Raw genomic sequence first — 26,224 nt, 5'->3', positions numbered from 1 at the left:
ACGATCTACATTTAAAACAGCAACATCGGCCACACTTTATTACAAATTAACCTCGACTTGTATCACAGGGGTTGCGCTATAGACCATTCTCTAACTGGAAAATCATTTTTTCGACACTGACATCAAATACCAGTTTGAGCGTCACACCCGTTTCACCTCGAGTAACGCTCGCTTGCGTGTGTCGAAAACGTGTCTGGGCACGCTCAACCATCTTTGCCGCCTCATTTTCCGCCTCGCCACCCGTAAACTGCAACTCAAGCACAGTATCTTGTTCATCAATCACAGCACCGATGTCGACAAAGCTGCCGCAATCGGTACATGTGTCGTTTACTGTGGGGGTTTGTCCTGCAATGATACCTTTCATAGGGTTATCCTCTCTAATGGTCTCATGTTAAAAACTCAACATAATCGACTCAACATTAATATCACTAACGACTAATTATAGGGAATGATGATGAGAGAGACTCTGGTATTGCTCACGCTTATTACCCGAAATAATACCTTTGATAATAAATAGCCTCAGTAGCATTAAGCACTGGCTAAGCGTGGGATCAAATTACGTTGGATCGCCAGTTGATCAGCAAAGTGCATGATTTCAACTTGAGGAGATTGCAATTGTCCACGCTGACGCAAGCGAGTTGTAAACTCACAGTTACTTAAGGCTTCGGCCATGGCGATGGGTTCACCACCTCGGATCACTAACGCTTCCGGTCGCAAGGCCTGTTGCAATTGAAATGCTCTTGCCCCTTGCTGCATAAACACGGCGCTATTGTCGATAATATGATTGTCTGAGGATAAATCCGCCACTAACGTTTGTTTTGGTGGTAATTCAAACTGACGTTGTAGTTTTTCGGCAGTATCGAGTTCTTTTTGCCATTGAAACTGCGCCATGTCCCTCGCGTCAGCAGACAATAGCGACAGCAACAGGGCAAACTCACCTCGCCTGTTGTGTTCGATTGCCGCATTTAAGCGGGAGCCAATTTGGGCTTCATTGATTAAAGGAACATCGATTTGCATAAAAAAACATCGCTAAAACAACTCGTTGTCAGTTAATCGACCAGTTGAACAAGAACTTTAGGAAAATTTTCATATTTAGACTTTACATGCCTAAGGTTTCTGACTACTATGGCGGCCGCAATTGAGGAGGGGTTCCCGAGTGGCCAAAGGGATCAGACTGTAAATCTGACGGCTCCGCCTTCGAAGGTTCGAATCCTTCTCCCTCCACCATTTGCACTAACAATTAGCGATGCTATAAAAGATACTCGTGGAGGGGTTCCCGAGTGGCCAAAGGGATCAGACTGTAAATCTGACGGCTCCGCCTTCGAAGGTTCGAATCCTTCTCCCTCCACCACTTTTATCTTCTGTGCTTCGTCAATCGTTAGTCTGCTGTAAACTTGCTTTACCCTTAAATCTGGCCAAGATTTAAGATGATTTTTAAGCGCAACTTAAAAGTCGGAAGAAAATATGTGGAGGGGTTCCCGAGTGGCCAAAGGGATCAGACTGTAAATCTGACGGCTCCGCCTTCGAAGGTTCGAATCCTTCTCCCTCCACCACTTCTTTCTCATCTCACGCTATATACCGCTTTATTCCCTAAGTTTTGTTTCTAACACTCCACCTTATCCAAAATTATTTTTATCGCTTACTTAAAACTATTGTCTTTAATTCATAGATTTAGCTGATAAAAAACGCCCCATTCGGATCGTTAAAGAAGAGTGCACAGCACTAAGCGGCGATTAATCGATATTCAAGTACTTATGGGTCTGAATCGATAAACGCCAGTTGCGAGCAATACACACCTTCATGGCTAATTCCGTCGCCCTTGGTTTTTGGCTGATCGGTTGCAAACAAATAGTTTTCGCTGACACATCAATCCCTTTGAGTAACTCATCGAGTTCGTCGATATGATGTTCGGTCGCTATCGGATGCTTTATCTCGTTGGCGCGGGTCAATGCCTGCGCTAACACCTTATAACCCCCTTTCATATTGATCTTGGGCGAGACAGTCACCCAGGTATCAGCATCACACTTCACCTCAAAGGTGCCACTGGTCTCGATTTGAGTGGCAAAGCCGGCAGCATGGAACGTGTGAGTTAATTCATGCAGATCGTACATACAAGGTTCACCACCTGTGATCACCACATGGCGCGCCGTGTATCCCTTAGCATTGAACGCCTCGATAAGACTCTGCGCCGTATGGTTTGCCCAGCGACCCACAGAACCATCGACGGTAATCACTTGTTCGGGTGACACCTTGTTTTCCTCAAGCAGATCCCAAGTCTGTTTCGTATCACACCAAGCGCATCCCACAGGGCAACCCTGTAAACGCACAAAAATGGCGGGTACTCCGGTAAAGACACCTTCACCTTGAATGGTTTCAAAGACTTCGTTGACTGGGTAATTCATGCTAGCGTTCCGTTTTTCTGGGGCGGCATTTATAGAGGATTTTAGATGCAGCTGCAAGTTTTTACCGCCTCTGCCATTGTGATACTAAGTGCCGCATACCCGTCGCCACGCGCCAGCAAAGAGTTTGCAAGCCCTAGCGCCTGAGTTACACTTACGCCCTATTTTATGTGTCAATTTAAGTGGATCCTATGTCAGCAGCATCAGTTTCAAAGGTGGTAGTGGTTTTCAGTGGCGGACAAGACTCAACGACTTGTCTTATTCAAGCCTTAACACAGTATGATGAAGTCCATGGGATCACCTTCGATTATGGACAGCGCCACCGTGAAGAAATTGACGTGGCTAAATCCCTCGCCAAACGCTTAAACATCACCAGCCATAAAGTGATGGATGTGAGTTTACTCAACGAGTTAGCCATTTCTGCCCTCACCCGGGATGCGATCCCAGTGTCCCACGAGTTAATGGAAAACGGCCTGCCCAATACCTTTGTGCCTGGGCGTAATATCCTATTTTTGACTTTGGCGGGGATCTACGCCTACCAATTAGGGGCAGAGGCGATTATTACCGGTGTCTGCGAAACCGATTTTTCGGGTTATCCCGACTGTCGCCACGACTTTGTCCGTGCAATGGAATCAGCACTGGTGCAAGGCATGGATAAAAAGCTTGAGATCATCACGCCATTAATGTGGCTCAACAAGGCCCAAACTTGGGCGCTGGCCGATAAATACCAGCAGCTCGATTTAGTTCGCCACCATACCCTGACCTGTTATAACGGCATTGTCGGTGATGGTTGTGGTGACTGCCCTGCTTGCCACCTTCGTAAACGAGGCTTAGAGGATTACCTGCAAAATAAAGCAGAGGTGATGACCTCGCTCGACAAGGCAACTGAAACGGGTAAACCGCAGGCGTGAGACTGGTGACGTTAACAAAACTCGGCCCCTATTGGCTGGCGCTTGTCGTCAGTCTGCTCTGCGCGCTCTTGTATGTTGCGGGACTTTTTACCCCAAGCGTAGATAATCTGCTCGCCTATCGACGCAGCGATATCAGTGACGGCCAGTGGTGGCGCCTGATTACCGGTAATCTGCTGCATACCAATCATTGGCACCTGTTGATGAACCTCGCTGGATTATGGGTAGTACTGTTTTTGCACCACTTTCACTACCAGCTTAAGGGATTAACCGCGCTGTTTATCCTGCTTTGTCTGTTTGAAGGCATTGGTCTGTATTTAGGTTACCCACAATTATTTGGCTATGTAGGCTTGAGCGGCATGTTACATGGCCTATTTACCTTTGGTGCAGTGCAGGATATTCGCCGCAAAATGTACTCTGGTTATTTGCTGCTGCTCGGGGTGATAGTCAAAGTCTGCCATGAACAGTTCTATGGTGCCAGTGATGATGTAACCGCAATGATCGGCGCGCGGGTGGCCACCGAGGCGCATTTAGTTGGTTTGATCTGTGGCTTAGTCTGCGCGCTCTTATTCTTTATGCTCCCACGCACGATGCTAACCAAAGAAAAAGCATAAAGTCTCGATTCTTCTTTGATGATCTAATCCAATAAAAAGCCGCTAACACAATGTGTTTAGCGGCTTTTTATTCAGTAAAACACCCTAGTGGCAGAACGTTAGCATCACAGCGTCGAGTCTTAACGCCTTGCTTAGGCGAGAAACTCATTTATGCGCTGATCAGTAATTCCCTTAAGCGTTTCACCTCATCACGCAAGGCCGCCGCCTGTTCAAACTCCAAGTTACGCGCATGTTCATGCATTTGCTTCTCGAGCTTATCGATATCATGGCTCAGCTGGGCAGCATCTGCATGATAACGTTTGGCTTTAGGCTCAGCGACTCTGCCAAGGGATGCTTGACCATAACCCTTTTCAGACTCTCTGCCATCGTCCACATCCATCACATCGGTAATACGCTTGACCACGCCTTTTGGCACAATGCCATGCTCAAGGTTGTAGGCTCGCTGTTTCTCACGGCGGCGCTCGGTTTCGCCCATCGCCTTTGCCATCGAGTTGGTGATGCGATCGGCATAGAGGATCACCTTACCATTAACGTTACGCGCGGCGCGACCAATGGTCTGGATCAGCGAACGCTCCGAACGTAAAAAACCTTCCTTATCTGCATCCAAAATACAGATGAGTGAGACTTCCGGCATATCTAAGCCTTCGCGCAGCAAGTTAATCCCGACCAGCACATCAAACTTACCCAGGCGCAGATCGCGGATGATCTCCACCCGCTCCACGGTATCAATGTCCGAATGCAAATAACGGACTTTGACGCCATGCTCATCGAGGTATTCGGTTAAATCCTCCGACATACGTTTAGTTAACGTGGTGACTAACACCCGCTCGTTTACCGCAACCCGTTTAGCGACCTCAGAGAGCAAATCGTCCACTTGAATGCCAACGGGGCGCACCTCAAGCTCAGGGTCGAGCAATCCTGTGGGCCGCACAACTTGTTCAACAATCTCGCCGCCACTCTTATCCAATTCATAGGGATTTGGCGTCGCCGACACATAAATCGTCTGCGGCATTAACTGCTCAAACTCTTCAAACTTCAGCGGCCGGTTATCCAACGCCGAGGGCAAACGAAAGCCATATTCCACCAAGGTGGTTTTACGGGAACGGTCACCCTTATACATGGCACCAATTTGTGGCACGGTGACATGGGATTCGTCGATAACCAATAAACCATCAGCGGGTAAGTAATCGAGCAGCGTTGGCGGCCCCTCACCGGGGGCGCGTCCTGATAAATAGCGGGAGTAGTTTTCAATGCCGGAGCAATAGCCTAGCTCCACCATCATTTCAATGTCGTATTGCACACGCTCGTGGATCCGCTGTGCTTCAATCAATTTATTATTGTCGAGCAGATATTGCTTGCGCTCACGCAGCTCTTGCTTAATCAGCTCGGTGGCTTCAAGGATCTTTTCCCGCGGCGTCACATAGTGGGTCTTAGGGTACACTGTAGTGCGAGCGATACGTTTGATAATCTGCCCAGTTAACGGATCAAACTCACTTAAGCGTTCAATTTCATCGTCAAATAGCTCCACCCGAATCGCGTAGCGGTCTGAATCGGCTGGGAAAATATCAATCACTTCGCCGCGAACACGAAAGGTACCGCGCTGCAACTCGATATCATTGCGGGTGTATTGCAATTCACTCAAGCGCTTAAGAATTTCCCGCTGTCCCATGGTATCGCCCTGGCGCAGGTGCAATAGCATCTTTAGGTAAGAGTCAGGATCGCCAAGACCATAAATCGCCGATACCGAGGCAATCAGCACCACATCCTTGCGTTCCAGCAGGGCTTTAGTGGCCGAGAGCCGCATTTGTTCAATATGGGCGTTTACCGAGGCATCTTTTTCTATAAAGGTATTAGATGCGGGGACATACGCCTCAGGCTGATAGTAATCGTAATAGGAGACAAAATATTCCACCGCATTATTGGGGAAAAACTCTTTCATCTCGCCATATAACTGTGCGGCGAGTGTTTTGTTTGGCGCCATAATAATGGTCGGTCGCCCAAGCTTGGCAATCACATTGGCGATGGTGAACGTCTTACCAGAGCCCGTCACCCCTAATAGGGTTTGGCAAGCAAGGCCTGATTCGAGGCCATCAACCAATTTAGCAATGGCTGTTGGCTGGTCACCTGCGGGGGCAAATTGGGATTCAAGCTGAAAAACAGATTCTGACACGCGCTACATATCCTTGTGGTTAGTCGAACCATTCTAATCAAGAGACAGATTAAGCTCCAGCAGTTATCTTATAATCAGCCTACACTGAACATAAACGCCAATGTAACAAGTAGTAACTTTTATCAAATGTAATTAAATTACAAACCATTTATCTCCAATGTTGGGGATGAAAAATACTCCTCAATCCCGCATGGTTTCTCGCTTATTTCGACTTATCAACAAATTCTGTGGATAACCCTGTGAGTTGCGACTTAAAACAAGCGGCAAACCCTTGGTGCACGGGCGATGGACTTAAATTGCACTATTTTGGCGATAAAAATATTAATCCTTAAATTTCAGATAGTTGACAATTGCAAGCCTTATCTTTTTTAGCATAAATTTAAGTTGCAATTTTGTAAGCAGATGAAAGTCCTTCCTTGTGTATTAATTTGGCATTAATCCTGAATTTCAGTGCGTTTTATCGTCAGTTTGAGCACTAAAACGCCGTAGTCAAAAAGTTTCACTTTGCTGCAATCAAATGGTCATCTTAATGTTTAACGGCGCTCATCTAGTGACTAGAAAGAGGATAATGCCCGAGTTGTGGCTCTATTCGCCTAAACGTCAGCGCTCACTACTCACGCAATAGACTCAGCCCAAATAGCATCATTAACATTATAACGAGGTAAGCGATTATTTATGCGGGCAAAAACCTTTCTGAGTAAGGGTTCGCATCTGCCGGAATCCGCATTGACTTTGTTTGCTATTAGTTCCTGTAAACATTCAGCCAATTTTGCACTTTCGTGTATTTATTCAATGCCGTAGTGATTTTGATGCTCAAGCGACGGATCTTTAAGCAATTGAAGATATGAGCCAGCCTTTGAGCACTTTTCATTGACAAATTTTATGGTACCGAACAGCGCTATCTTGCGAAAAGTTAAGTTATTTCTTCATCAAAATGCTGATTTCTACACCATGATGCACATTAGATGAGCACTTAACAGCATAATTACACTTTTTTTAGTAACTCGAGTTGACTCCTCCAACAGAGCGTTTTACTATGCGCTCCGTTCTCAACGAGTCATCGAGACGATTAAAGCGATTCCCCTGTAGTTCAGTCGGTAGAACGGCGGACTGTTAATCCGTATGTCACTGGTTCAAGTCCAGTCAGGGGAGCCACTCTTTAATCATTGATAATCAATGAGAATACAGTTAGATAACTAACGATTCCCCTGTAGTTCAGTCGGTAGAACGGCGGACTGTTAATCCGTATGTCACTGGTTCAAGTCCAGTCAGGGGAGCCACTTAGTTAGCAAGCTGATACGTTAAAACGATTCCCCTGTAGTTCAGTCGGTAGAACGGCGGACTGTTAATCCGTATGTCACTGGTTCAAGTCCAGTCAGGGGAGCCATTTTAAAGTAATATCTAAAGTCGATAGTCATATCGCACCCTCTACTCCCCTGTAGTTCAGTCGGTAGAACGGCGGACTGTTAATCCGTATGTCACTGGTTCAAGTCCAGTCAGGGGAGCCATTTTATTTCACTTCATCTGTTTTTTATCCTACATCTAACGCTTATAGATCACGCTTTTCATTTCTGTTTTGCCTTAAATACGGTTACACTGTGAGCAGTTTGTTAACCAAAATACCGTGTATCATCACGCAGATAACGGTGTTATTTCAAATCTCATGCAATATCTTATTGCACATACTTTGACATATTGAGAGCGAATTTTATGGCGATGTCTAAATCGTATCCCATTTTTTTGTTGCTGATCTTTTTAGGCCTTTTTGGTTGGATTTATCAAAGCGAAAATCACCAGTTACAGGCAGAACAACAGCAGGAACTCAATAATTTCAAACAATACATGGTCAACTTTGACCAGTGGCAAGGTAATGGTAGCGAACTTTACCAACGCCTCTCCGAACATTACCCTCTGCAATTTTTTCAATATATTGATGATACTGATGGGCAACTTAATTACACTCAAGGTGAACTCAACGCCCAAATGGCTCACCCACTTGCTGGGTTATTTTCCTTAGATTTGTCACATACACAAAAGCTGCCTGCGGGTCGGTTACAAGTTAAGTTGAGTGTTAACCAAGCCATCGAAAACGCCATTGCCAATACCCAGCAGCTAGGATTCTCATTGCTGCTAGCTTACATTGTATTAGTTGTTGTTTTTTTATTACTTATCAATAAATTAAAATCTTCTATCCGTTATGCTGCCGATTATATTATGCATGTTCCGGAGTTGAGTTTTTCAGCCATAGAGTCTTCTAGACTGAATGGCGAAATGACCCCCGTCAGATTAGCGCTTGAGGAATGCCGTACAACGTTAAAATCACGAGTCGATAGCCTCACACAGGAAAACCAGAAACTGCATAAAGTGGCTTATCAAGATCCCATTACGGGGTTTGGCAGTCGTCCTCGTTTTACCTCCAAGTTGGAAAGTATTAGCAATCGTGCGATTCCTCAACTCGGATTAATGGCCATGGTTAAAGCGACTGAACTGGCTCATATCAACCAACTTCAAGGGCGCTCAGCGGGTGACGATTATTTATCGAATGTGGCTAATTGCATTCGTAAAGCCTGTTCAAAATATCCCGATGCAGAGTGCTACCGCGTTTCCAGTGCCGATTTTGCGATTTTTTTGCCCGATTTAGTGTTAAAGGATGGACCTAAGTTTTTAGATCAACTGAAAATTTTCCTTGATGAATATCAACAGATGATCAAAGCAGAATCCGCGGCACATATCGGGCTTGTCCCATACCAACAAGGGACTGATCCCGTCAATTTGCTATCCCTTGCAGATACGGCTGTCAGCATAGCGCAAACCCTTGGTCCTAATAGTTATCATATTCAAGAGAAACTCAATGCGGATCAGCAATTTGGTGACGACCGTTGGAAACTGGCAATCAACGACTTAGTCACCCGCCAAGCGCTTAAATTTTTCCAACAACCGATTCAACCTTGCCGTAACGATGTCGAGGTATATCGCGAGTTGCTGGCACGCTTCTACAATAGTGAAGGGAAGTTTTTACCGACCACCACAGTCATTGCCATGGCGGAGCGCCATGGAATGAGCACAGAATTAGATAAACTCGTGGTGATCACTACATTAAAAATGCTTAAAGAAAATCCCACCATTAGCGGCAATTTTGGGGTCAATATCAGTGCCTTTTCAGCGCATCAAGAACTGTTTGTTGGCTGGTTAAAGGATATTCTTGGCAAACATAAATATATCGCTTCACGCTTAGTATTTGAGATTAACGAATCCGGTATGCAAGCCAATTTAGGGGCGAGTTATAAGTTTGTACGTGAAGTGCATGGCGTAGGTTCGAGGGTATCAATTGAGCGTTTTGGCATGAGTTTTACCTCGTTCAAATTCTTCAGCGAAGTGCGCCCAGACTACATTAAGCTTGATGGTAGCTACACCTCGGCGATCGATGAAGACAGCAATAACAAATTCTTTGTGCGGATGATGGTAGACGTTGCCAGACGTATAGGTATCCGCGTAATTGCGACCAGTGTTGAGCGCCAAGAAGAAAAATTAACCCTCGAAAAACTTCTCGTTGATGGCCTCCAAGGCTATTACATTGCCCAGCCACAGGCCATCACCCTAACTGATCAAATTTAAACCAATGCAGGGTTAATCAAGCATGCATATTTACAGTAAAGATAGTTAACCCTGCATTCTATATGTTGTTTATGCAAACGGAAAAGTCGATAATACGGCCAAGATCCGTTTAGACAAGTATTGAGATGAGTGAATATCTCCTGTTGTTGATCAGCACTGTACTGGTCAACAATTTCGTATTAGTGAAATTCTTAGGCTTATGTCCATTTATGGGGGTCTCCAGCAAACTGGAGTCCGCTATCGGTATGTCTATGGCGACCACTTTCGTGTTGACCTTGGCATCCATTCTCAGTTACCTAGTGAATCAATACCTATTATTGCCTTTTGATCTCAGTTATCTGCGTACCATGAGCTTTATTCTGGTGATTGCGGTGGTAGTGCAATTTACCGAGATGGTAGTGCAGAAAACCAGTGCAGCCCTACATCGCGCACTGGGAATTTATCTGCCGCTGATCACCACTAACTGTGCAGTATTAGGGGTAGCCCTATTAAACGTGAACGAAAAACACGATTTTATTCAATCTGCTATCTATGGTTTTGGTGCTGCGGTGGGTTTTTCCTTAGTGTTAATTCTGTTTTCCGCGATGCGTGAACGTTTAGCGGCGGCCGATGTGCCCATGCCGTTTAAAGGCGGTGCTATCGCCATGATCACCGCGGGCCTGATGTCATTGGCCTTTATGGGATTTACAGGATTGGTTAAATAGATGTCCACCATGTTAATTGCCGTTATCTTATTGACCCTATTGGCATTGTTCTTTGGGGTATTACTCGGATTTGCCGCCTTAAAATTTAAGGTTGAAGGTAATCCTATCGTCGATGAACTCGAAGCGATTCTGCCGCAAACTCAATGCGGTCAATGTGGTTATCCCGGTTGTCGTCCTTACGCCGAAGCCATTGCCAATGGTGATAAAGTCAACAAGTGCCCGCCCGGCGGCACTGCGACCATGGAAAAACTCGCCAGCTTAATGGGGGTCGAGCCAGAGCCGCTCAACGCCGAGGCTCAGTCCCAAGTCAAAAAAGTCGCCTATATTCGCGAAGATGAATGTATTGGCTGCACTAAATGTATTCAGGCCTGTCCTGTCGACGCCATTATTGGCGCGGGCAAACTCATGCATACCGTGCTCACCGCTGACTGCACAGGTTGCGATCTCTGTGTCGAGCCCTGCCCCGTTGACTGTATCGATATGATCCCTGTGGGCCAAAATCTGAAAAACTGGAACTGGCGCTTAAATGCCATTCCCGTGACTCTTATCCAAGAGACCCCGCACGAAGAAAAGAGAGGATAAGCGGTGCAGACTTTATTAGATCAATTAGATAAAGGAACCCTTTGGCGCTCACCTGGTGGCATTCATCCACCTGAAGTCAAATTCCTCTCAAACACCACACCGATTAGCCAACTGCCATTAGCGCAGGAATACCTTGTGCCTGTGCCACAGGTAGGCGAAAACTGCACCCTTGCAGTCAAAGTGGGTGACAAAGTATTAAAAGGCGCGCCATTAACTCAAGGTACCTCAATTTGGCATTTGCCCGTACATGCACCGACCTCTGGCACTGTGGTCGCCATTGAGCCAAGAGCCAGTAACCATGCCTCGGCCTTGCCGGTCAATACCTGTGTAATTGCTGCCGATGGTGAAGACCGCTGGTGCGAGTTAACGCCAGGCTCTATTGAGCTCAGCAATCAGGAGATAATTGCCAAAATCCATGGCGCAGGTATAGCCGGCATGGGTGGCGCCGCCTTCCCAAGCCATATTAAGCTCAATCCCGTTAGTGAAATTGAATTAGTGATAATCAACGGCGTGGAATGTGAGCCTTATATCAGCGCCGACGATCGCTTAATGCGCGAATACAGCCAAGACATTCTGGCGGGGATTGCGATTATCCATCGCCTTTTGTCGCCAAAACGCATTGTGATTGCTATCGAAGACAACAAACCTGAAGCCATAAAGGTGATGCAACAGGCGGTGAGTCAATCTACGCTCCCTGCCGGCAGCACTCGGGTAACGGTGATCCCAACGAAGTATCCCTCTGGCGGTGAAAAACAGCTGATCCAAATCATCACAGGTCGTGAAGTGCCCTCGGGCGCCATTCCCGCTAAGCTTGGGATTGTCGTGCATAACGTGGGAACCGCCTTTGCGATTCATCAAGCCGTGACCCAAGGAAAACCGCTGATTGAACGTGTGGTAACCGTTACCGGGCAAAATGTGGGTAAACCTGGCAACTATTGGTTACCCATAGGCACGCCCGTTGAACATGTGCTCAAGCAAACTGAATTTAATGCCGAAGCCGAACAAAAAGTGATTATTGGCGGGCCAATGATGGGCCACGCATTGCCAACCATCCAAGTACCGATTTTAAAGGGCACAAACTGTATTTTGGTCCCGAGCAGTCAAGAGATTGGGATAACTCCAGAGGAAAAGGCCTGTATCCGCTGCGGCGAATGTGCCAATGCCTGCCCTGCACTCTTGCTACCACAACAACTGTTTTGGCATGCAAAAGCCGAAGAATATGACAAGGCGGCCAGCTACAACCTAAAAGACTGTATCGAATGCGGTTGCTGTAGTTATGTGTGCCCCAGTGATATTCCACTGGTGGAATACTACCGCATCGCTAAATCGGCACTAAAACAAGCCGCCGATGAGAAGCATCAAGCCGAGCGCGCCAAACTGCGCTTCGAGGCGCGTATTCAACGCCTCGAAGAAGAAAAACTCGCCCGCGAAGCCAAGGCTAAAGAAGCCGCTGCGCGTCGCCAAGCGACCATGACCTCAACGGATAAGAATGCTGTAGCTGAAGCCATGGCGCGGATTGCGGCCAAAAAGGCAGCAGCGGCAGAAGCCACAACCGATAACGCGACGGTCGAGGTCGTTGTTGCTGATACGAGCAACACAGAAGCGCCTAAGGGTAAGGCGGCCGTTGCCGCCGCGATTGCTCGTGCAAAAGCCAAGAAAGCCGCCGCTGCGGCTCAAGGGGCCGATGAAGTAGAATCGTCTCAACAAGCAGTCTCTTCTGTGCAAACAGCTTCTTCTGAGCCAAGCGAGCCAACTGAGCAATCCGAGTCTTTATCACAAAAAGATAAAGTCGCCGCCGCCATCGCTCGTGCCAAAGCGAAAAAAACGGCATTGAAGGCCGACTCGGATGCCAATGGCGATACTGAAGCGACTGTCAATGCGAATCAGCCAGTAGCAGAAACGGCTACGAGCACAGAGGCGGATGACAAAAAAGCCAAAGTCGCTGCTGCCGTCGCCCGCGCAAAAGCCAAAAAGACCGCCGCACAGCAAGCTGAATCGAGTGATGTGGCCGAAGTTCAGCCCGAGTTAGTCGCTAAGCAAGAGTCAGGCTCTGACGTTGAATCACGCAATGAATTAGGCTCAGCCGCTGAACTAAGTGCGCCGCTTAGCCCTGAAGATGAGAAGAAGGCCAAGGTCGCTGCTGCGGTTGCTCGCGCGAAAGCCAAAAAAGTCGCCGCACAGCAAGCTGAATCGAGTAATGTGGCCGAAGTTCAGCCCGAGTTAGTCGCAGACGCTAAGCAAGAGTCAGGCTCTGACATTGAATCACGCAATGAATTAGGCTCAGCCGCTGAACTAAGCGCGCCGCTTAGTCCTGAAGATGAGAAAAAAGCCAAGGTCGCTGCTGCGGTTGCTCGCGCGAAAGCCAAAAAGGCCGCCGCACAGCAAGCGGATTCGAGTGAGGTTGCCGAGGTTCAGCCCGAGTTAGTAACAGAGGCTAAGCCAGAGTCAACCAATGAGTCAGGCGATGAATCAGACTCAGCCACCGAACCAAGTGCGCCACTCAGTCCTGATGATGAGAAAAAGGCCAAGGTCGCTGCTGCGGTTGCTCGCGCGAAAGCCAAAAAAGCAGCCAGAGAAGCGGATGCGCTCAGTGACTCAAATGAATAGCACTGCTGATTTTGACATCAGTATATTAAAAATTATTAGCTTAAAAATCAGTGACTCAAGATTAGATAAAAGGGATCACAATGGCGTTTAAAATAGCCTCATCACCCCATGTTACCCGTAACTTGCATACTTCAACGGTTATGCAACGGGTTATTTTATGCTTGTTGCCCGGCCTTGTGGTGCAATGTGCCTTTTTTGGCTGGGGCACGCTTATTCAAGTGTTACTGGCGATTATCGTGGCCCTAAGCTGTGAAGCAGCGGTGATGAAACTGCGTCATCGCAGCATCAAAGCGAGCTTAAGCGATAACAGCGCCATGCTGACGGCAATCTTAATTGGGGTTGCAATCCCGCCACTGGCACCTTGGTGGATGATCGTGATGGGCACCGCCTTTGCGATTGTTATTGTTAAGCACCTCTATGGCGGCTTAGGCCATAACCTGTTTAACCCTGCCATGGCTGCCTATGTGTTGCTACTGGTGTCGTTTCCACTACAGATGACCAGCTGGATTGCGCCAAGTACCGTTGCACTCAATACCCCAAGTGTTATCGATAGCTTGCAATTGATCTTCAATCTCGGTGCCCATGGTGGGATGGATCAATTCCGTTTAGGGATTGATGGTATCAGTATGGCAACGCCGCTCGATACCCTCAAAACCGATTTGTCACTAGGGCTCACCACCACTGAAAGTATGACCAAAAGCATATTCGATGGCGGCACTGGCGTAGGTTGGTTTTGGGTCAATTTGGCGTATCTCGCTGGCGGGTTAGTGCTGCTTAAATTAAAAGCTATTCGTTGGCACATCAGTACTGGCGTCTTGGCAGGATTATTTGTGGCCTCGAGCATCGGCTTTTTACTGTCGCCCGATATGCAGGCAAGCCCGCTGTTCCATTTATTCTCGGGTGCGACCATGCTCGCCGCCTTCTTTATTGCGACCGATCCTGTCACCGCCGCCACCAGCCCACGCGGCCGTTTGATTTTCGGTGCTTTAATCGGTGTCTTGGTATATATCATCCGTACCCAAGGCGGTTATCCCGACGCATTTGCTTTTGCTGTATTGCTCGCCAACCTGTGCGCGCCATTTATTGACTATTATGTGCGTCCGCGTGCCTATGGCCACTCAGCGGGCTAGACCTGTGAAATAGAGAATCAAGCGAGCTTGAACAAAGACTCTTGAGGAAAAAAATTGAATAACCCAATGATTAAAAATGGTCTGCTACTTGCCCTATTTGCCCTGCTCTGCACCGGCTTAGTGGCTGTGGTTAATCAACAGACCTTTGATGAAATAAAGCTGCAACAGCAGAAAGAACTGATGGGCATCTTACATCAACTTATCCCAGATGAACTCCATGACAATGAGCTGACCGCGCAGTGCACGTTACTGCAAAATAAAGAGGCGCTCGGCACTGAAGATGCCTTGCCTGCGTATATTGCCACCGCAGCGGGTAAACCCGTTGCTATCGCCTTAGAAGCCATCGCTCCCGATGGTTACAACGGTAATATTAAGCTGATTGTAGGTATCAACACCCAAGGTGAAGTATTAGGCGTTCGTACGCTTTCCCACCAAGAAACGCCCGGGCTTGGGGATAAAATCGAGTTACGTAAATCCGATTGGGTCACCAAATTTGTCGGTAAAGTGCTTACATCTGAAGATGATAAGCAGTGGCAGGTGCAAAAAGACGGCGGCGATTTCGACCAATTCACTGGCGCGACAATTACGCCACGCGCCTATGTGAAAGCCGTTAAACGCGCCGTGTGGTACTTTACTCAGCATCAAACAGAAATTTTCAGCCAACCACTGAATTGTGAGGCCAAGCATGACTAATTATCGTGAAATTGCGTGGCAAGGACTGTGGAAAAATAACCCAGGGTTAGTGCAACTGCTGGGGCTTTGCCCACTGTTAGCCGTAACCGCAACCCTCACCAACGCCCTTGGCCTAGGTATCGCAACAATGCTGGTGCTGATTGGCTCAAACGTTTTAGTCTCGTTAGTGCGCGACTATGTGCCGAAGGAAATCCGTATCCCCGTGTTTGTGATGATCATTGCGGCGCTGGTGACAGCGGTGCAACTGTTAGTCAATGCCTACGCCTATGGGTTGTATATGTCGTTAGGGATCTTCCTACCGCTGATTGTGACCAACTGCATTATCATTGGCCGCGCCGAAGCATTTGCTTCCCGTAATAATGCTTTTAGCTCGGCCTTCGATGGCTTGATGATGGGACTAGGCTTTACCTTAGTATTAGCCGTGCTTGGGGCTACGCGGGAAATTCTTGGCCAAGGCACGCTATTTGACGGCGCCGACCAATTGCTCGGCCCATGGGCAAAGGCTTTAACCATTCAAGTATGGCAAGTCGATACCCCTTTCTTGCTCGCTATGTTGCCGCCTGGTGCCTTTATCGTGATGGGCCTGCTTATCGCCCTTAAAAACGTTATCGATAAAAAGCTTAAAGAGCGCCAGCCACAAGCAGCAGCTCAGCCTAGTGTGACACGGGCGCGGATCACCAAAGTGAGTTAAGCCTCATTGAGATAACAGCTTAAGTAGTGGGTTTAACGTTAAACCCACTACTGACAAGGATCACTATGAATCAACAAAAACGCATCCAAATCCTCACCCGCCTACGTGAAAACAATCCCAAACCCGAAACTGAGCTGAATTTCTCCAGTCCCTTTGAATTACTGGTGGCGGTGACCTTGTCGGCACAAGCAACTGATGTGAGCGTGAATAAGGCGACCGATAAACTGTTTCCGGTGGCCAATACCGCCCACAGCATTTATGCCTTAGGCGTGGAAGGATTAAAGGAATATATCAAGACGATTGGCCTGTATAACAACAAGGCTATCAATGTGATTAAAACCTGTGAGATCTTGATTGAAAAATACAATGGCGAAGTCCCAGAGGACAGAGAAGCGCTAGAGTCGCTTCCCGGTGTCGGCCGCAAAACCGCCAACGTGGTGCTCAATACCGCCTTTGGCTGGCCAACCATCGCCGTCGACACCCATATCTTTCGCCTCGCAAACCGCACTAAATTCGCCCCAGGTAAAAACGTGGTCGACGTCGAGGAGCGTATGTTAAAGGTTGTTCCCGCTGAATTTAAGGTCGATGTGCACCACTGGTTTATTCTGCATGGTCGCTATACCTGTCTGGCTCGCAAACCGCGCTGTGGCAGCTGTATAATTGAGGACCTTTGCGAGTTTAAGGAAAAGGTCTATCCCGAAGAATAAGGGCTCCACAATGCGGTCGTTAAGCACTCTAACTAACGGAATGAGTAAGTAACAAGGGCTTTCAGGCTAGAGAATACTTTCGGCTAGTTAAGCTGAAAGCCCTTTGTTATTAGCGTTGTCTTTAACACTGTTATTAGCCCTATTGATATTAGCCCTGTAGTGCAGATTAATCGTTTTGCTTGAGCGGCTTTTTGCTGCAATAGGGCTAGCAATTCTTCATATTTTGGCCCTTGGCCAAACTGAGGTAGCGCGACCGCAAAGACCACCAGCGCAAAGGCAATATAAATCGCGTACGGGTGACTCCAAAATCCTGCCAGCAACGTGAACGTACCTAAGATAAGCAAAATAATCACACCCATCCGCACCCGCTGCGCCATTTGCACTTTTTGTGTTGCGGCCGCGATTAACGCGAGTTCTGCTTCAGTAAATTCCATATCACATCCTATGCAGTAAAACCTACCCGATAAAAATAACCCTCAGGCACAGTTTGCACCTGAGGGCGGTTTTACTGCAAACAATTTTATAGCGTTATTACTGAACTAACACCGCCTCGGGCACGGGCCATTGGCTAACCAACCATTCGCCCTGCCAATTTTGAATCGACACCCACAAGCTGTCCGTTGCCGCTAACTTAGCGCCCGTAATCGCATGCACATGCTGGCCATGTTTGCTGCCATGTAACACCCCATTTTCACCTTTTTGTAGGGCTTCTAATGGCAGTGCCACTGGGCCGATATTGGCATAAGCTTGACGAATATGGGCCACATCTCCCTGTTCAAAGATCAACATAAAATCTTTAACGTAATCATCGTGGTGTTTATAGGGCGACTTTAAATCTAACGGCATAGGCGCAATCTTAAACTCCCCCAGTTGCTTACTCGGCCAAGCTGGTGGAAAACTCGGGCTAAGCGACTGATAGAGGAACACTAAGGGTAAGATTAAAATCAAGCCACTGAGCTTGTATTTATGCTTTAACCAAAATACTGATTTTGCCATTAGCGAGCCTCCCCAATCATATCTGCAGCCAAATCTGTGGTTTCGGCCTGTTTAAAGGCGCGAACATGGCGCAATCCCCACATCATAAAACCAGTGATTGACATTCCAGAAAGCACCAGACCAAAAAAGAACCAAATAAACTTAGTCCAAATCCCTCCCAAGGTGCCGTAATGCAGCGGATCGGCAATATGCATTAAGGTTTGCATACCTGTCATGGTTTCTGGCGAGCTGACACTGGCAATTTCGCCGGTCCATGGATTAATGCTGAGATTATAGGAATATTGATCATAAAAAATATGATCGCCGCTGCCGCTTAAATGATACATATCCCGTTGATGCTCAGGCAGCATCACATAACTTGGTTGAAAATCGGGGAAACGCTGTTTGGCTAAACTTAAAGCCTCGGTAAAAGAGACATTGGCGCTTGGCACTTTTGAATCGCCAGCCTGTACTAGCGGCACTTGCTCGGCAGCAATCAATGATGCATGGGGCTCGATATCAATATCCGCATGCCAGAAGATAGCTTGGACTAAATACCAAAGCCCAGTGAGGCTCATAATCGCGATAAACCAAATCGACCAAACACCCGATAACTTATGCAGATCCGACAACAAGGTCTTCTTTCCTTGCATTAGACGTAATTTAGGTGCAAAAAAGCTGCGCCAAAAGCGTTTGTACACAATGAGCCCTGTCACTAATGAGGCAAGCATCAAGAGCGCCATAGAGCACACTAGGTAATACCCCAAGCTATAACCGCCTTGCCACGGAAACAACAGCCAACCATGTAATGAACGCATAAAGCCGATAAAAGTGATGCCTTCGTTGATCTGCTGGATCTCACCCGTATATTGATTCACATAGGCGATAGCATAAGGCTTATCGGCATCGGTAAAAGTAATGGCATTGACTATATAAGGCTCAAAGGTCATCGCTCCCATGACTTGCGCATTCGGATAGGCCTTTTCCACCACCAGCATTAATTCATCAACGGGTTTAGCGGGTAGCTCATTCGGATTGGTCGCACGGGCTGCAGGGTTAGTCAGCCAAGTCAGTTCATGACTAAGTACTGCAACCGTGCCCGTTAAGCAGATGAAACTGAATAAAATCCAGATGGGCAATGATACCCAGCCGTGTAACATAAACCAGAAGCGATTACTTATTTTCGCCATGGGGAGTTGTTCCTACCTCTTTTAAAATCCTGTCAGTGTAAAGTTAATACGAATTATTATCAATACGGTATATGGGTAATCTACTATATTTACAAGATCAGTCACACATTTTGGGACAGCCAGCCTCTGGATATTCAACTCAAGCAGCGCTCAGGATGGATGAAGTAAGATAGGTTTAAATGAAAATGTTTATAGCATGCTGCTGATTACCACCGATTCAAATCGACATATATTCCTTAGACTGTCGAAGGCGCGCCTAGATAAAACTCAGGAGCAATTGGTTTAGGTTTCTTGCTGAGATATCTGTGTTTATGATGATTAGTGAATAAGTAATACTGGTAAACGAAACAGTGTAACGTACTGTTATTATAAAATTTTATTAATTATTTTACCGATAGCTTGTAGGCAATAATTCTTTAGTCAGCACAGAAGATCCAGTACACTAGCCCTCTTTGCTTTAGAGAGTCCTTGCGAGTATGCCCTATTCACACCCCTTAGCCGATGCGCCTCAGCCACATACGCATATGCACCGTCAATTGGCTAAGCCGCAACCTAGGATTTCCCTCAAAGCACTTGCCGAGCAACTCAAGCTTGAGCAAGCCACCATCATTGGCAATGCGTCAGGGGAATGGCAACCTGCCGCGAAAGGTCTCACCTTTATTTTTAATGGTACGCAATGTCCGCAGCATTTCACGCCCCATGGTCATGTGGTTACGATTGCCAATGGTGGCTTTGCCGAATCGCAATATGCTTTTGAAGTACAAGGTCATCCCCAAGGTGTGCAACTGGCGAAAGCATTAACCCAAGTCGCCACCGATCTCACTGCAACTCTCGGTTGCTGGCCATCATCGGGCTTAACGGCGATCGTTCTTATGATGACCTTGGCACAACAACTACAAGTTCAGCGCATGTCGCTACTGCCCAGCTTACGGCGCAGTGTTGAACTGCCCGAGACGGTCCATCTCCCCTGCATGGTTCATAACTGGTTAGGGGAAAGAAGAATCGCTAAAGCCCTACTCTGTGATCGCTTAGACTGGACTGAATTTACGCTTAAACCTTGGGAGCAAACAACGGAGGCAACACACCAAATAAACTTTATCAGTGAAAGTGAAGATCCCTTTATCAAACTGGATTTATTGAGACAATATCGTCTCATTGAGTGTGTAAATGAGGATACCAAACAAGGAGTACGACAGCATTTAGCCGAGTTAGCACATACGCCAAGCGCTATTTGGTTGCAGTGTGCGGATAAAGCTAAACTCATCGCATGTGAGTCGCTGTTTTTTAATCATCAGCCCGAAACACAGCTCAGCCCTTGGTATTTAATGGATTACCGCGCCTCACAATGGCTCGATGCCATTCGCCACCAACTTGCCTACTGCCAGCAGCAACTCGCCGATTAACACTGATCGCTTATCCAACTTTCCCTAACGCTATGCCTAATGGCTCAAAGTAGGCTATCAAGGCATTAAAGATACGTTGTCTATGTGATTCATCGGGATAAGCTCCTTCCTTTGCCTGCGCAGAGTAACGTGTGCCAGACACCAAATATGGATTTTGGATCCCTTGATAGGATTCGATACACGCTTCAAAGGCCCGAGCCATCATTTCGGTGGGTTTAGCAAAATACTGCGCACCATAACGCTTATCTAATGCTATTGCACGGCGTACATAATCGCTCGGCGCTAGATTGTCCTCAGAGAGTAATGTCACTCGAAAAATTTCTGCTAAACGATGATTTAACGGATGATCAATGAGCGGCAGATCAGCAAGCCAGAGCTCACTGGCGCACTTAAAACGTCCCGTGGTTCGCGAAAACGCCTTAGGCGCCACATAATGGTCAAACGCATGCCAAAACTCATGGGCCAAGGCGCCAGCGCCGGCATTTTTTGCTAATGCCAGCTCTCTAGCCGCGGGAGCATAATGGGCTTGCACACCCTTTTGCCCGCCATGACCAAAGGCAAGACTTAAGGTTTGCCTTAGCCCTAAGGTTAAGGGCGGTAAATGCAGGATAAAGGCAAGGTCTGCCAGCGAATCAAACACTAAATTAGCGGCAATTAAGGATTCTTCCCGCGTAACCCAACGCCCTACGCGCACATGACTAAAGCCAAAGGTTTGTTTCACGTCGAGAAAAGTCATTTGCTCCCCAAAGCGATAATCGGGGCCATGACGGTGGTATTGCTGATGGATTAGCACAATCCGTTAGAATCGTCGGTTAAGTAATGTATAAAGGCCATTCTATGTGAAAGCCGAATGCATTTATAGTGTTCCAGTAGCCATCCTATACTGGCGTAATTGCCGCTAATTTGCTCAAAAACACTTCTAAACTAAAGGGCTTTTGGATAAAGACCACATCGGGGAATCGCCCAAGTGCTGGGATCTCATCACTATCATTGGCTGAGAGCAGAAAATACTGGCATTCCCAAGTACTATCATCCATCTCAATGATAATCTGGCGCATTTGTTGGATTAATACTAATCCGTCAGTCTCCTTTAACCGATAATCGACAATCACCAATCGTGGCCGCAGCGTTTTAAATAGCCTTAACGCCGATTCAGCCTGATCTGTACAGTGGATTTGGGCAAAATGGGACTCGAGCGCTCCACGGCAAATCTCAAGATTAAACAGATTATCGTCCACTAATAGTAATGGTTGCTGGGTATAACGGTGTATTGGCTCCTGCTTCTGGTGATAAAACTGACACGGAAAGTGCATTAATACCGTGGTTCCTCGTCCTTGCTGACTGCGTATCCGTAATTTACCGCCAATCTGCTCCAATAATCGCTTACAGGTATAAAGCCCAAGCCCTATTCCCGAAATACCATAGGAGCTGGACAGTGATTGATAAATAAAGGGACTATCTAACGCCCGCTTTGCCTGCATAGGCATACCTTCACCAAAATCACGGATCAACACCCTCAACATAGGTGAAGCTGAAGCTTGATTAAATGAAGGATGTAAATCCATATAACAGTGTACCTGCTCACCAGTACTGTATTTAAAAGCATTATTAATAATATTGGTGACAAGTTGGAATAGCTTAGTGCCATCAAGCTTAAGCAAGTCAGGTAACGTATCACTCACCGACACCGTGAGGGTTTTACCCGAAGTAGTATTGAAAGCTTGATAGTATTCCTGAATGCGACCAACATATTCTCTGAGGTTAATCGCATGCTGATCTAATGTGAGTTTTCCAACTTCAGCCTTACTGTAATTTAATGTGTTTTCAGCAACCGAATAAAGCAAATTTGCTGACCAGATCATTTTATCGACAATATGGCTTAGCTCCTGTTTTGATGTGCCCTGCTGCGCTCGCTCGGATGGTATTGAAAGAGTTTTCTTGAGCATCCGGCTATAACCAAGCAACGCATTTATTGGCGTACGGATCTCATGATTAATACTGGCCATTACCGCTAATTTCGAACGATTTTCACATTCGATGCGTTCAATAAGCTGTTGATGTTTCGCTTTAAAAAACCATAGTAGCGAAAATGCTAGCCCAAGAAGCGCAATCGATAGGATTATAACGAAAAGCTCAATCACTTCCGCTCGAGGTACCTGATAATAAACCTGTAAATTGAAACGGGTCTGATATTCGTTCAATGTAATAAACTGACGATCTGAATAGGCAAATAAGCGCCAAATCCCCGTTGCAGCAGGGATATCACAAAAAGCGCTTCGTAAAATTGAATGCTCGAACTGATACGTAATGCATATATCTTGCTCTTGATCGATACGCGTCAAAATCCTTTTTTGGGAAATGGCATAAATCAAATAAGGCATCTGAGGTTCATCAATCTTAACGGTCAAAAGGGTATAATTAATTAGCCTGGCGTGTAAACTCCCGTTGTCCATCATACTTAATGTTAATGATTTAAGTTCTGGTAAGACGGACGGATCAGAAATATACGCCAGTTCGAGTTCAGGGGTTAATGTGAAGGCAACGGCAGATTTAATCTTCAGCAAATCCTTAGCAAATACTTCAAATTCTTTTGTGGTCACCGCAGCGGAAGCATTAAAAAACGATCGCAATGCGTCTAACATAATACGGTGTTGTAAAAACATATCTTGGGATGATGAAAATACTGCCTGAGCTTTTTTTTGATAAACCGCTTTAAATTCATTAATTGAATGGGCAAGTGTTAAGCAAATAATAATCAGCGTAATAAATAACCCGGTAAGCAAGTACATGCTTGAAGTATATTTACTCCCCATTATCTTGCTCCTTTACGGCATTTAACAACAATTGGATCTGGGTGTTAAAAGCCGATACTGAAGCCAAATTTGAAACACACAACGTCTCATCCAAGCCGAGATAACTCGTCATCCCCAAAAACTCATGCCTAAGGTCAGAAAAACATTCTTCAGCGTTGAGTGACATAAGTTGCAGACTCATGCGTTCAAGCTCTATGAGTAAAGCTCGCCTTAACACTTGTTGCTGCGGCTGTTGATATTGCGCCAAAAAAACAGACAGCGCTTGCTTCACTTGGTGTTCAAGCCCATGATTATTCATGTATTAAACACTCACTTTGATAATGGCCTATCCAGTTAATAAGGTAACGACCTTCAATGGGTGGACTATACAAATATCCCTGTGCCACATCACAACCTAAGGCTGTCAAAATAGCGGCAATAGCGGCAGTTTCTACGCCTTCGGCAACCACTTTTACGTGCATCTTTTGCGCTAGGGCAATGGTCGACTCAACAATTAAATAATGTTGATGATTGATATCCATATCGGAGACAAAACTTTTATCAATTTTTATTTCTTTAAAAGGAATAGCATCAAGACGATCATAGGTCGAATAGCTTTTACCAAAATCATCCAGTGAAATATCAATATTATTAATAATGAGTCGGGCAATTGAATTAAGAACTCGATCTTGATTAATGATTTCCTGTGATTCAGTTAACTCTAAAATTAAGTGAATCCCCGTATGAGCACGACTAGACTCGATAATGTATTCAATTAATTCCTCACAAGTGAGATCATCTGCCGTAATATTGATTGATAATGAAAATGGGGTGAGTAGCGGCTGGCGTAGCCAACACTGCAACGCCTGAGAAATCACCATCCGCGAAAAAATACTGTTTAATCCCTGTTGATTGATTAAAGGCAAAAATACGTCGGGATAAATATAACCATGGTGGCGATCACATAAACGAGACAACACCTCAAAACCAGTAATTTCTTGGGTTTTTAAATTAATCTTTGGCTGGTAACAGAGGATCAACTGTTCATCCTTAAGTAACTGTTGAACGTTGATATTTGCATGTCGCTGACCTCGATGACGATGCGTAGTTGACTCAGGCACATCTTCGGTGTCGGTCGTCAGCAATGGCATTAAGATATCACTGGCATTGACAGGCTTTGCAAACACACCCAATAGGTTTAACCTGAGTGTATGAATAATACAGTCTACCAATTCAAGAGTTCGTTTATCGGAAGAACTGATCACGGCAATCGGAATCGACATCCACCGAGGCTCTGTCGCCAACATATTGATGACAGCAATACCATCACCCTGCTCCATCTTCAAATCGATAATGATGAGATCGAGTGATACATTTAACCCCATAATTAAATCAATCCCTTGATTGCCATTACTGGCTTCATAAATATTAATTTCATTTTCGGCTAAACATTTATTGATATCCGCTTTGAGCGTTTCTCGGATAAATTTTTGATCATCAATAATGAGTATATTCATATATTGGTCTCTAGCTGCATAAAGAAAATAGGATCGATTGTCTGAGACTTAGCCGAAGGAATAACTGATAATTTCAGCAAATTTCGATTAGCCATGACTTCGGTTCTACTGGCGAAAAAGGAATAATTCTTTATAGATCTATGATTGTTTTCTAAGGTTCTAATTTTAAAAATAGGTAACTTGAATTGGGAAAGCTTCCTTTTTAAGGATTCATCACAGATGCTGAAACTTAAGTACTTTATCGAACGACATAAAGCCATTTCATTCAGGTAGACAGACATCATATAGTTTTCAATATGAGGTGTGACACCAAAAGAAGAAAACACCATTAAGGTATCGGGGCTAGACTGACTGTTATGGCTAATGACCTCAAACAAATCCACTTCATCATTCATAAACTCGAGCGCAACCTTAGCGTGCGTACGGCAAAACAAACAATGCCCAACAATCTGCTCACCAAAACTAAATGCAACAACGAGCGATAATCCCAAAAAAAAGGGTTGCGATAATTGACAATTATTCAAACAAAGCCGAGGGTTACTCTCATACACCAGGCTCAACTGTAGTAAGGTCAAAAAGTTATCATGATGGTTATCAATAAATTCGACACGATAAGGTTTATTACGATAATAAGGATGTTCGCTACGTTCGACACTCGAATCAAATAAATTAATCGAGGCGAGTCCTTCACTAACAAAACTTTTATCCTGCCGATAAATATCAAATAATTCTGAACCAAAAATTTCTACAATTTCTGCCTGTTTTGCTAGCGATGGGATATTGACTCCTCGCTCCCAACGGCTAATCGTAATCGCATCTAACGCATCAAATAAACAACTTTTTTCCCTGAGTAAACAACATAAATCCTCCTGTGAAAGTTGATTTTCAGTGCGTGTGTGTTTTAAGAAATTGGAGAATGTCTGTGCACTTGTTTTGCTTTGATAGGAGATAGGTGTACAAATCATAGCGTGTTCCATCAGTCTTTTTTATTTTCTCAAGCAGCTCCATATATGTCTCAAGGTCAACATCATCTATTGGTTCTGGATACCTTAGGGTATAGATAATCCAGATACGTTGCTGTTCTTCCACAAAATAGAGACCAGTGATTTTCTCTTCTTGCATCACTTATACCTTTATAGATTTAGCCATATAACCATATTTTTGCTACGGTAATAGCAGTATAAGTGTCATCTTTTAAATAAGACCATGGCACTATTACAGTGTGTCATGGGAAAAAGTGTCTAGTGATCCATGCGGTAATATCTATTCGAACAAGCTATATTACTGACGATACAAATAGATACAGAAATCAAACATAGAATTGCAATGTTTTATTACCATTCAGTTAAATATCGGCCTCAAAGAAAATAAAGGCGTAATCGCTAACACCAGTATTTCGATAAGCAGACAACGACGGCAACTCATGCCGACTAACGAGACTAATTATCGAATCAAGGGGGCATGACAGTGAGGAAGGTACTGAAACCCTAAGCGGTTTTTTATTCTAAAATTTGCATAAATAAAAAG

22 protein-coding genes, 7 tRNA genes and 1 pseudogene are annotated in these 26,224 nt (G+C 45.7%); 18 read left to right on the top strand and 12 right to left on the bottom strand.

Annotated elements, in window-relative coordinates:
* Positions 1–76 precede the first annotated feature (76 nt).
* Together MMG82_RS02145 and MMG82_RS02140 are read right to left on the bottom strand one after the other, a co-directional pair.
* Positions 77–364 carry a DUF406 family protein gene (locus tag MMG82_RS02145; RefSeq protein WP_037418691.1) on the bottom strand — a complete coding sequence of 96 codons (288 nt, stop codon included), beginning with the start codon at positions 362–364 and terminating at the stop codon, positions 77–79.
* 164 nt (positions 365–528) lie between these two features.
* A complete protein-coding gene (locus tag MMG82_RS02140; RefSeq protein ID WP_055648246.1) occupies positions 529–1,017 on the bottom strand; it encodes a VC2046/SO_2500 family protein in 489 nt (162 codons plus the stop codon).
* Positions 1,018–1,142: 125 nt separating this feature from the next.
* Here MMG82_RS02140 and MMG82_RS02135 point away from each other — a divergent pair.
* The 3 genes from MMG82_RS02135 (at position 1,143) to MMG82_RS02125 (ending at position 1,553) form a co-directional block, all read left to right on the top strand.
* Positions 1,143–1,227: transfer RNA gene (locus MMG82_RS02135), tRNA-Tyr, on the top strand.
* Positions 1,228–1,266: 39 nt separating this feature from the next.
* A tRNA-Tyr gene (locus MMG82_RS02130) sits at positions 1,267–1,351 on the top strand.
* 117 nt (positions 1,352–1,468) lie between these two features.
* Positions 1,469–1,553: transfer RNA gene (locus MMG82_RS02125), tRNA-Tyr, on the top strand.
* A 180-nt stretch (positions 1,554–1,733) separates the two neighbouring features.
* Here MMG82_RS02125 and queE read toward each other — a convergent pair.
* Positions 1,734–2,402 (bottom strand): 7-carboxy-7-deazaguanine synthase QueE, encoded by a 669-nt coding sequence (queE, locus tag MMG82_RS02120; protein ID WP_188870409.1) that lies wholly within the window; start codon positions 2,400–2,402, stop codon positions 1,734–1,736.
* 188 nt (positions 2,403–2,590) lie between these two features.
* Here queE and queC point away from each other — a divergent pair, with 188 nt between their 5' ends.
* Positions 2,591–3,310, top strand: a complete 720-nt coding sequence (queC, locus tag MMG82_RS02115; RefSeq protein ID WP_047533484.1) for a 7-cyano-7-deazaguanine synthase QueC — start codon at positions 2,591–2,593, stop codon at positions 3,308–3,310.
* Positions 3,307–3,921, top strand: a complete 615-nt coding sequence (gene rrtA / locus MMG82_RS02110; RefSeq protein WP_037429541.1) for a rhombosortase — start codon at positions 3,307–3,309, stop codon at positions 3,919–3,921. Before queC ends, rrtA begins: the two co-directional genes overlap by 4 nt.
* Before the next feature lie 148 nt (positions 3,922–4,069).
* Here rrtA and uvrB read toward each other — a convergent pair whose 3' ends face one another.
* Positions 4,070–6,091 (bottom strand): excinuclease ABC subunit UvrB, encoded by a 2,022-nt coding sequence (gene uvrB, locus MMG82_RS02105; RefSeq protein ID WP_241406406.1) that lies wholly within the window; start codon positions 6,089–6,091, stop codon positions 4,070–4,072.
* A gap of 1,079 nt (positions 6,092–7,170) precedes the next feature.
* Between uvrB and MMG82_RS02100 the strand changes: the two genes are divergently transcribed.
* From MMG82_RS02100 to nth, 12 genes are all read left to right on the top strand, one after another.
* Positions 7,171–7,246: transfer RNA gene (locus MMG82_RS02100), tRNA-Asn, on the top strand.
* 49 nt (positions 7,247–7,295) lie between these two features.
* A tRNA-Asn gene (locus tag MMG82_RS02095) sits at positions 7,296–7,371 on the top strand.
* A gap of 31 nt (positions 7,372–7,402) precedes the next feature.
* Positions 7,403–7,478 (top strand) — tRNA-Asn (locus MMG82_RS02090).
* 45 nt (positions 7,479–7,523) lie between these two features.
* A tRNA-Asn gene (locus tag MMG82_RS02085) sits at positions 7,524–7,599 on the top strand.
* 202 nt (positions 7,600–7,801) lie between these two features.
* Positions 7,802–9,706 (top strand): GGDEF domain-containing protein, encoded by a 1,905-nt coding sequence (locus MMG82_RS02080; RefSeq protein ID WP_241406405.1) that lies wholly within the window; start codon positions 7,802–7,804, stop codon positions 9,704–9,706.
* A 125-nt stretch (positions 9,707–9,831) separates the two neighbouring features.
* The gene (gene rsxA / locus MMG82_RS02075) at positions 9,832–10,410 is read left to right on the top strand and encodes an electron transport complex subunit RsxA (protein WP_023267235.1); all 579 of its coding nucleotides are present in this window, start codon (positions 9,832–9,834) and stop codon (positions 10,408–10,410) included.
* Complete coding sequence (gene rsxB / locus MMG82_RS02070) at positions 10,411–10,992, top strand: electron transport complex subunit RsxB (RefSeq protein WP_011626120.1); 582 nt, start codon at positions 10,411–10,413, stop codon at positions 10,990–10,992.
* Between the two features lie 3 nt (positions 10,993–10,995).
* Positions 10,996–13,599 carry an electron transport complex subunit RsxC gene (gene rsxC / locus MMG82_RS02065; RefSeq protein WP_241406404.1) on the top strand — a complete coding sequence of 868 codons (2,604 nt, stop codon included), beginning with the start codon at positions 10,996–10,998 and terminating at the stop codon, positions 13,597–13,599.
* 80 nt (positions 13,600–13,679) lie between these two features.
* Entirely contained in the window at positions 13,680–14,729 is a 1,050-nt protein-coding gene (rsxD, locus tag MMG82_RS02060; protein WP_069455019.1) for an electron transport complex subunit RsxD, read from the top strand.
* Between the two features lie 54 nt (positions 14,730–14,783).
* Positions 14,784–15,422 carry an electron transport complex subunit RsxG gene (gene rsxG / locus MMG82_RS02055; protein ID WP_088585647.1) on the top strand — a complete coding sequence of 213 codons (639 nt, stop codon included), beginning with the start codon at positions 14,784–14,786 and terminating at the stop codon, positions 15,420–15,422.
* On the top strand, positions 15,415–16,113 hold the full coding sequence (locus MMG82_RS02050) for an electron transport complex subunit E (protein ID WP_241406403.1): 699 nt from the start codon (positions 15,415–15,417) through the stop codon (positions 16,111–16,113). Before rsxG ends, MMG82_RS02050 begins: the two co-directional genes overlap by 8 nt.
* 65 nt (positions 16,114–16,178) lie before the next feature.
* Positions 16,179–16,820 carry an endonuclease III gene (gene nth / locus MMG82_RS02045; protein WP_037429074.1) on the top strand — a complete coding sequence of 214 codons (642 nt, stop codon included), beginning with the start codon at positions 16,179–16,181 and terminating at the stop codon, positions 16,818–16,820.
* Between the two features lie 179 nt (positions 16,821–16,999).
* On the opposite strand, the pseudogene MMG82_RS02040 reads toward nth, so the two are convergent.
* The 3 genes and pseudogenes from MMG82_RS02040 to MMG82_RS02030 all read right to left on the bottom strand — a co-directional run.
* Positions 17,000–17,254: pseudogene (locus MMG82_RS02040) on the bottom strand (hypothetical protein); the annotation flags it as partial.
* A gap of 97 nt (positions 17,255–17,351) precedes the next feature.
* Positions 17,352–17,816 carry a hypothetical protein gene (locus MMG82_RS02035; protein ID WP_203431776.1) on the bottom strand — a complete coding sequence of 155 codons (465 nt, stop codon included), beginning with the start codon at positions 17,814–17,816 and terminating at the stop codon, positions 17,352–17,354.
* Positions 17,816–18,985, bottom strand: coding sequence for a PepSY-associated TM helix domain-containing protein (locus MMG82_RS02030; protein ID WP_241406401.1), 1,170 nt, complete (start codon positions 18,983–18,985; stop codon positions 17,816–17,818). Before MMG82_RS02030 ends, MMG82_RS02035 begins: the two co-directional genes overlap by 1 nt.
* Before the next feature lie 476 nt (positions 18,986–19,461).
* Between MMG82_RS02030 and MMG82_RS02025 the strand changes: the two genes are divergently transcribed.
* Positions 19,462–20,388 carry a hypothetical protein gene (locus tag MMG82_RS02025; protein WP_241406400.1) on the top strand — a complete coding sequence of 309 codons (927 nt, stop codon included), beginning with the start codon at positions 19,462–19,464 and terminating at the stop codon, positions 20,386–20,388.
* 10 nt (positions 20,389–20,398) lie between these two features.
* On the opposite strand, the gene MMG82_RS02020 is transcribed toward MMG82_RS02025, so the two are convergent.
* From MMG82_RS02020 to MMG82_RS02000, 5 genes are all read right to left on the bottom strand, one after another.
* Positions 20,399–21,181, bottom strand: a complete 783-nt coding sequence (locus tag MMG82_RS02020; protein ID WP_241406399.1) for a CLCA_X family protein — start codon at positions 21,179–21,181, stop codon at positions 20,399–20,401.
* Between the two features lie 85 nt (positions 21,182–21,266).
* On the bottom strand, positions 21,267–23,201 hold the full coding sequence (locus MMG82_RS02015; protein WP_241406398.1) for an ATP-binding protein: 1,935 nt from the start codon (positions 23,199–23,201) through the stop codon (positions 21,267–21,269).
* Entirely contained in the window at positions 23,191–23,499 is a 309-nt protein-coding gene (locus MMG82_RS02010; RefSeq protein WP_241406397.1) for a hypothetical protein, read from the bottom strand. The genes MMG82_RS02015 and MMG82_RS02010 overlap by 11 nt, the downstream gene beginning before the upstream one ends.
* A complete protein-coding gene (locus MMG82_RS02005) occupies positions 23,492–24,697 on the bottom strand; it encodes an EAL domain-containing response regulator (protein WP_037418632.1) in 1,206 nt (401 codons plus the stop codon). Before MMG82_RS02005 ends, MMG82_RS02010 begins: the two co-directional genes overlap by 8 nt.
* On the bottom strand, positions 24,694–25,662 hold the full coding sequence (locus MMG82_RS02000) for a helix-turn-helix domain-containing protein (protein WP_144344985.1): 969 nt from the start codon (positions 25,660–25,662) through the stop codon (positions 24,694–24,696). The genes MMG82_RS02005 and MMG82_RS02000 overlap by 4 nt, the downstream gene beginning before the upstream one ends.
* Between the last annotated feature and the right edge of the window lie 562 nt (positions 25,663–26,224).

Source organism: Shewanella sp. MM_2022_3 (assembly GCF_022557375.1).
Classification (GTDB): domain Bacteria; phylum Pseudomonadota; class Gammaproteobacteria; order Enterobacterales; family Shewanellaceae; genus Shewanella; species Shewanella xiamenensis.
Note: the sequence above shows the minus strand (reverse complement) of the source record. Positions and strands in the feature narration are given on the sequence as shown.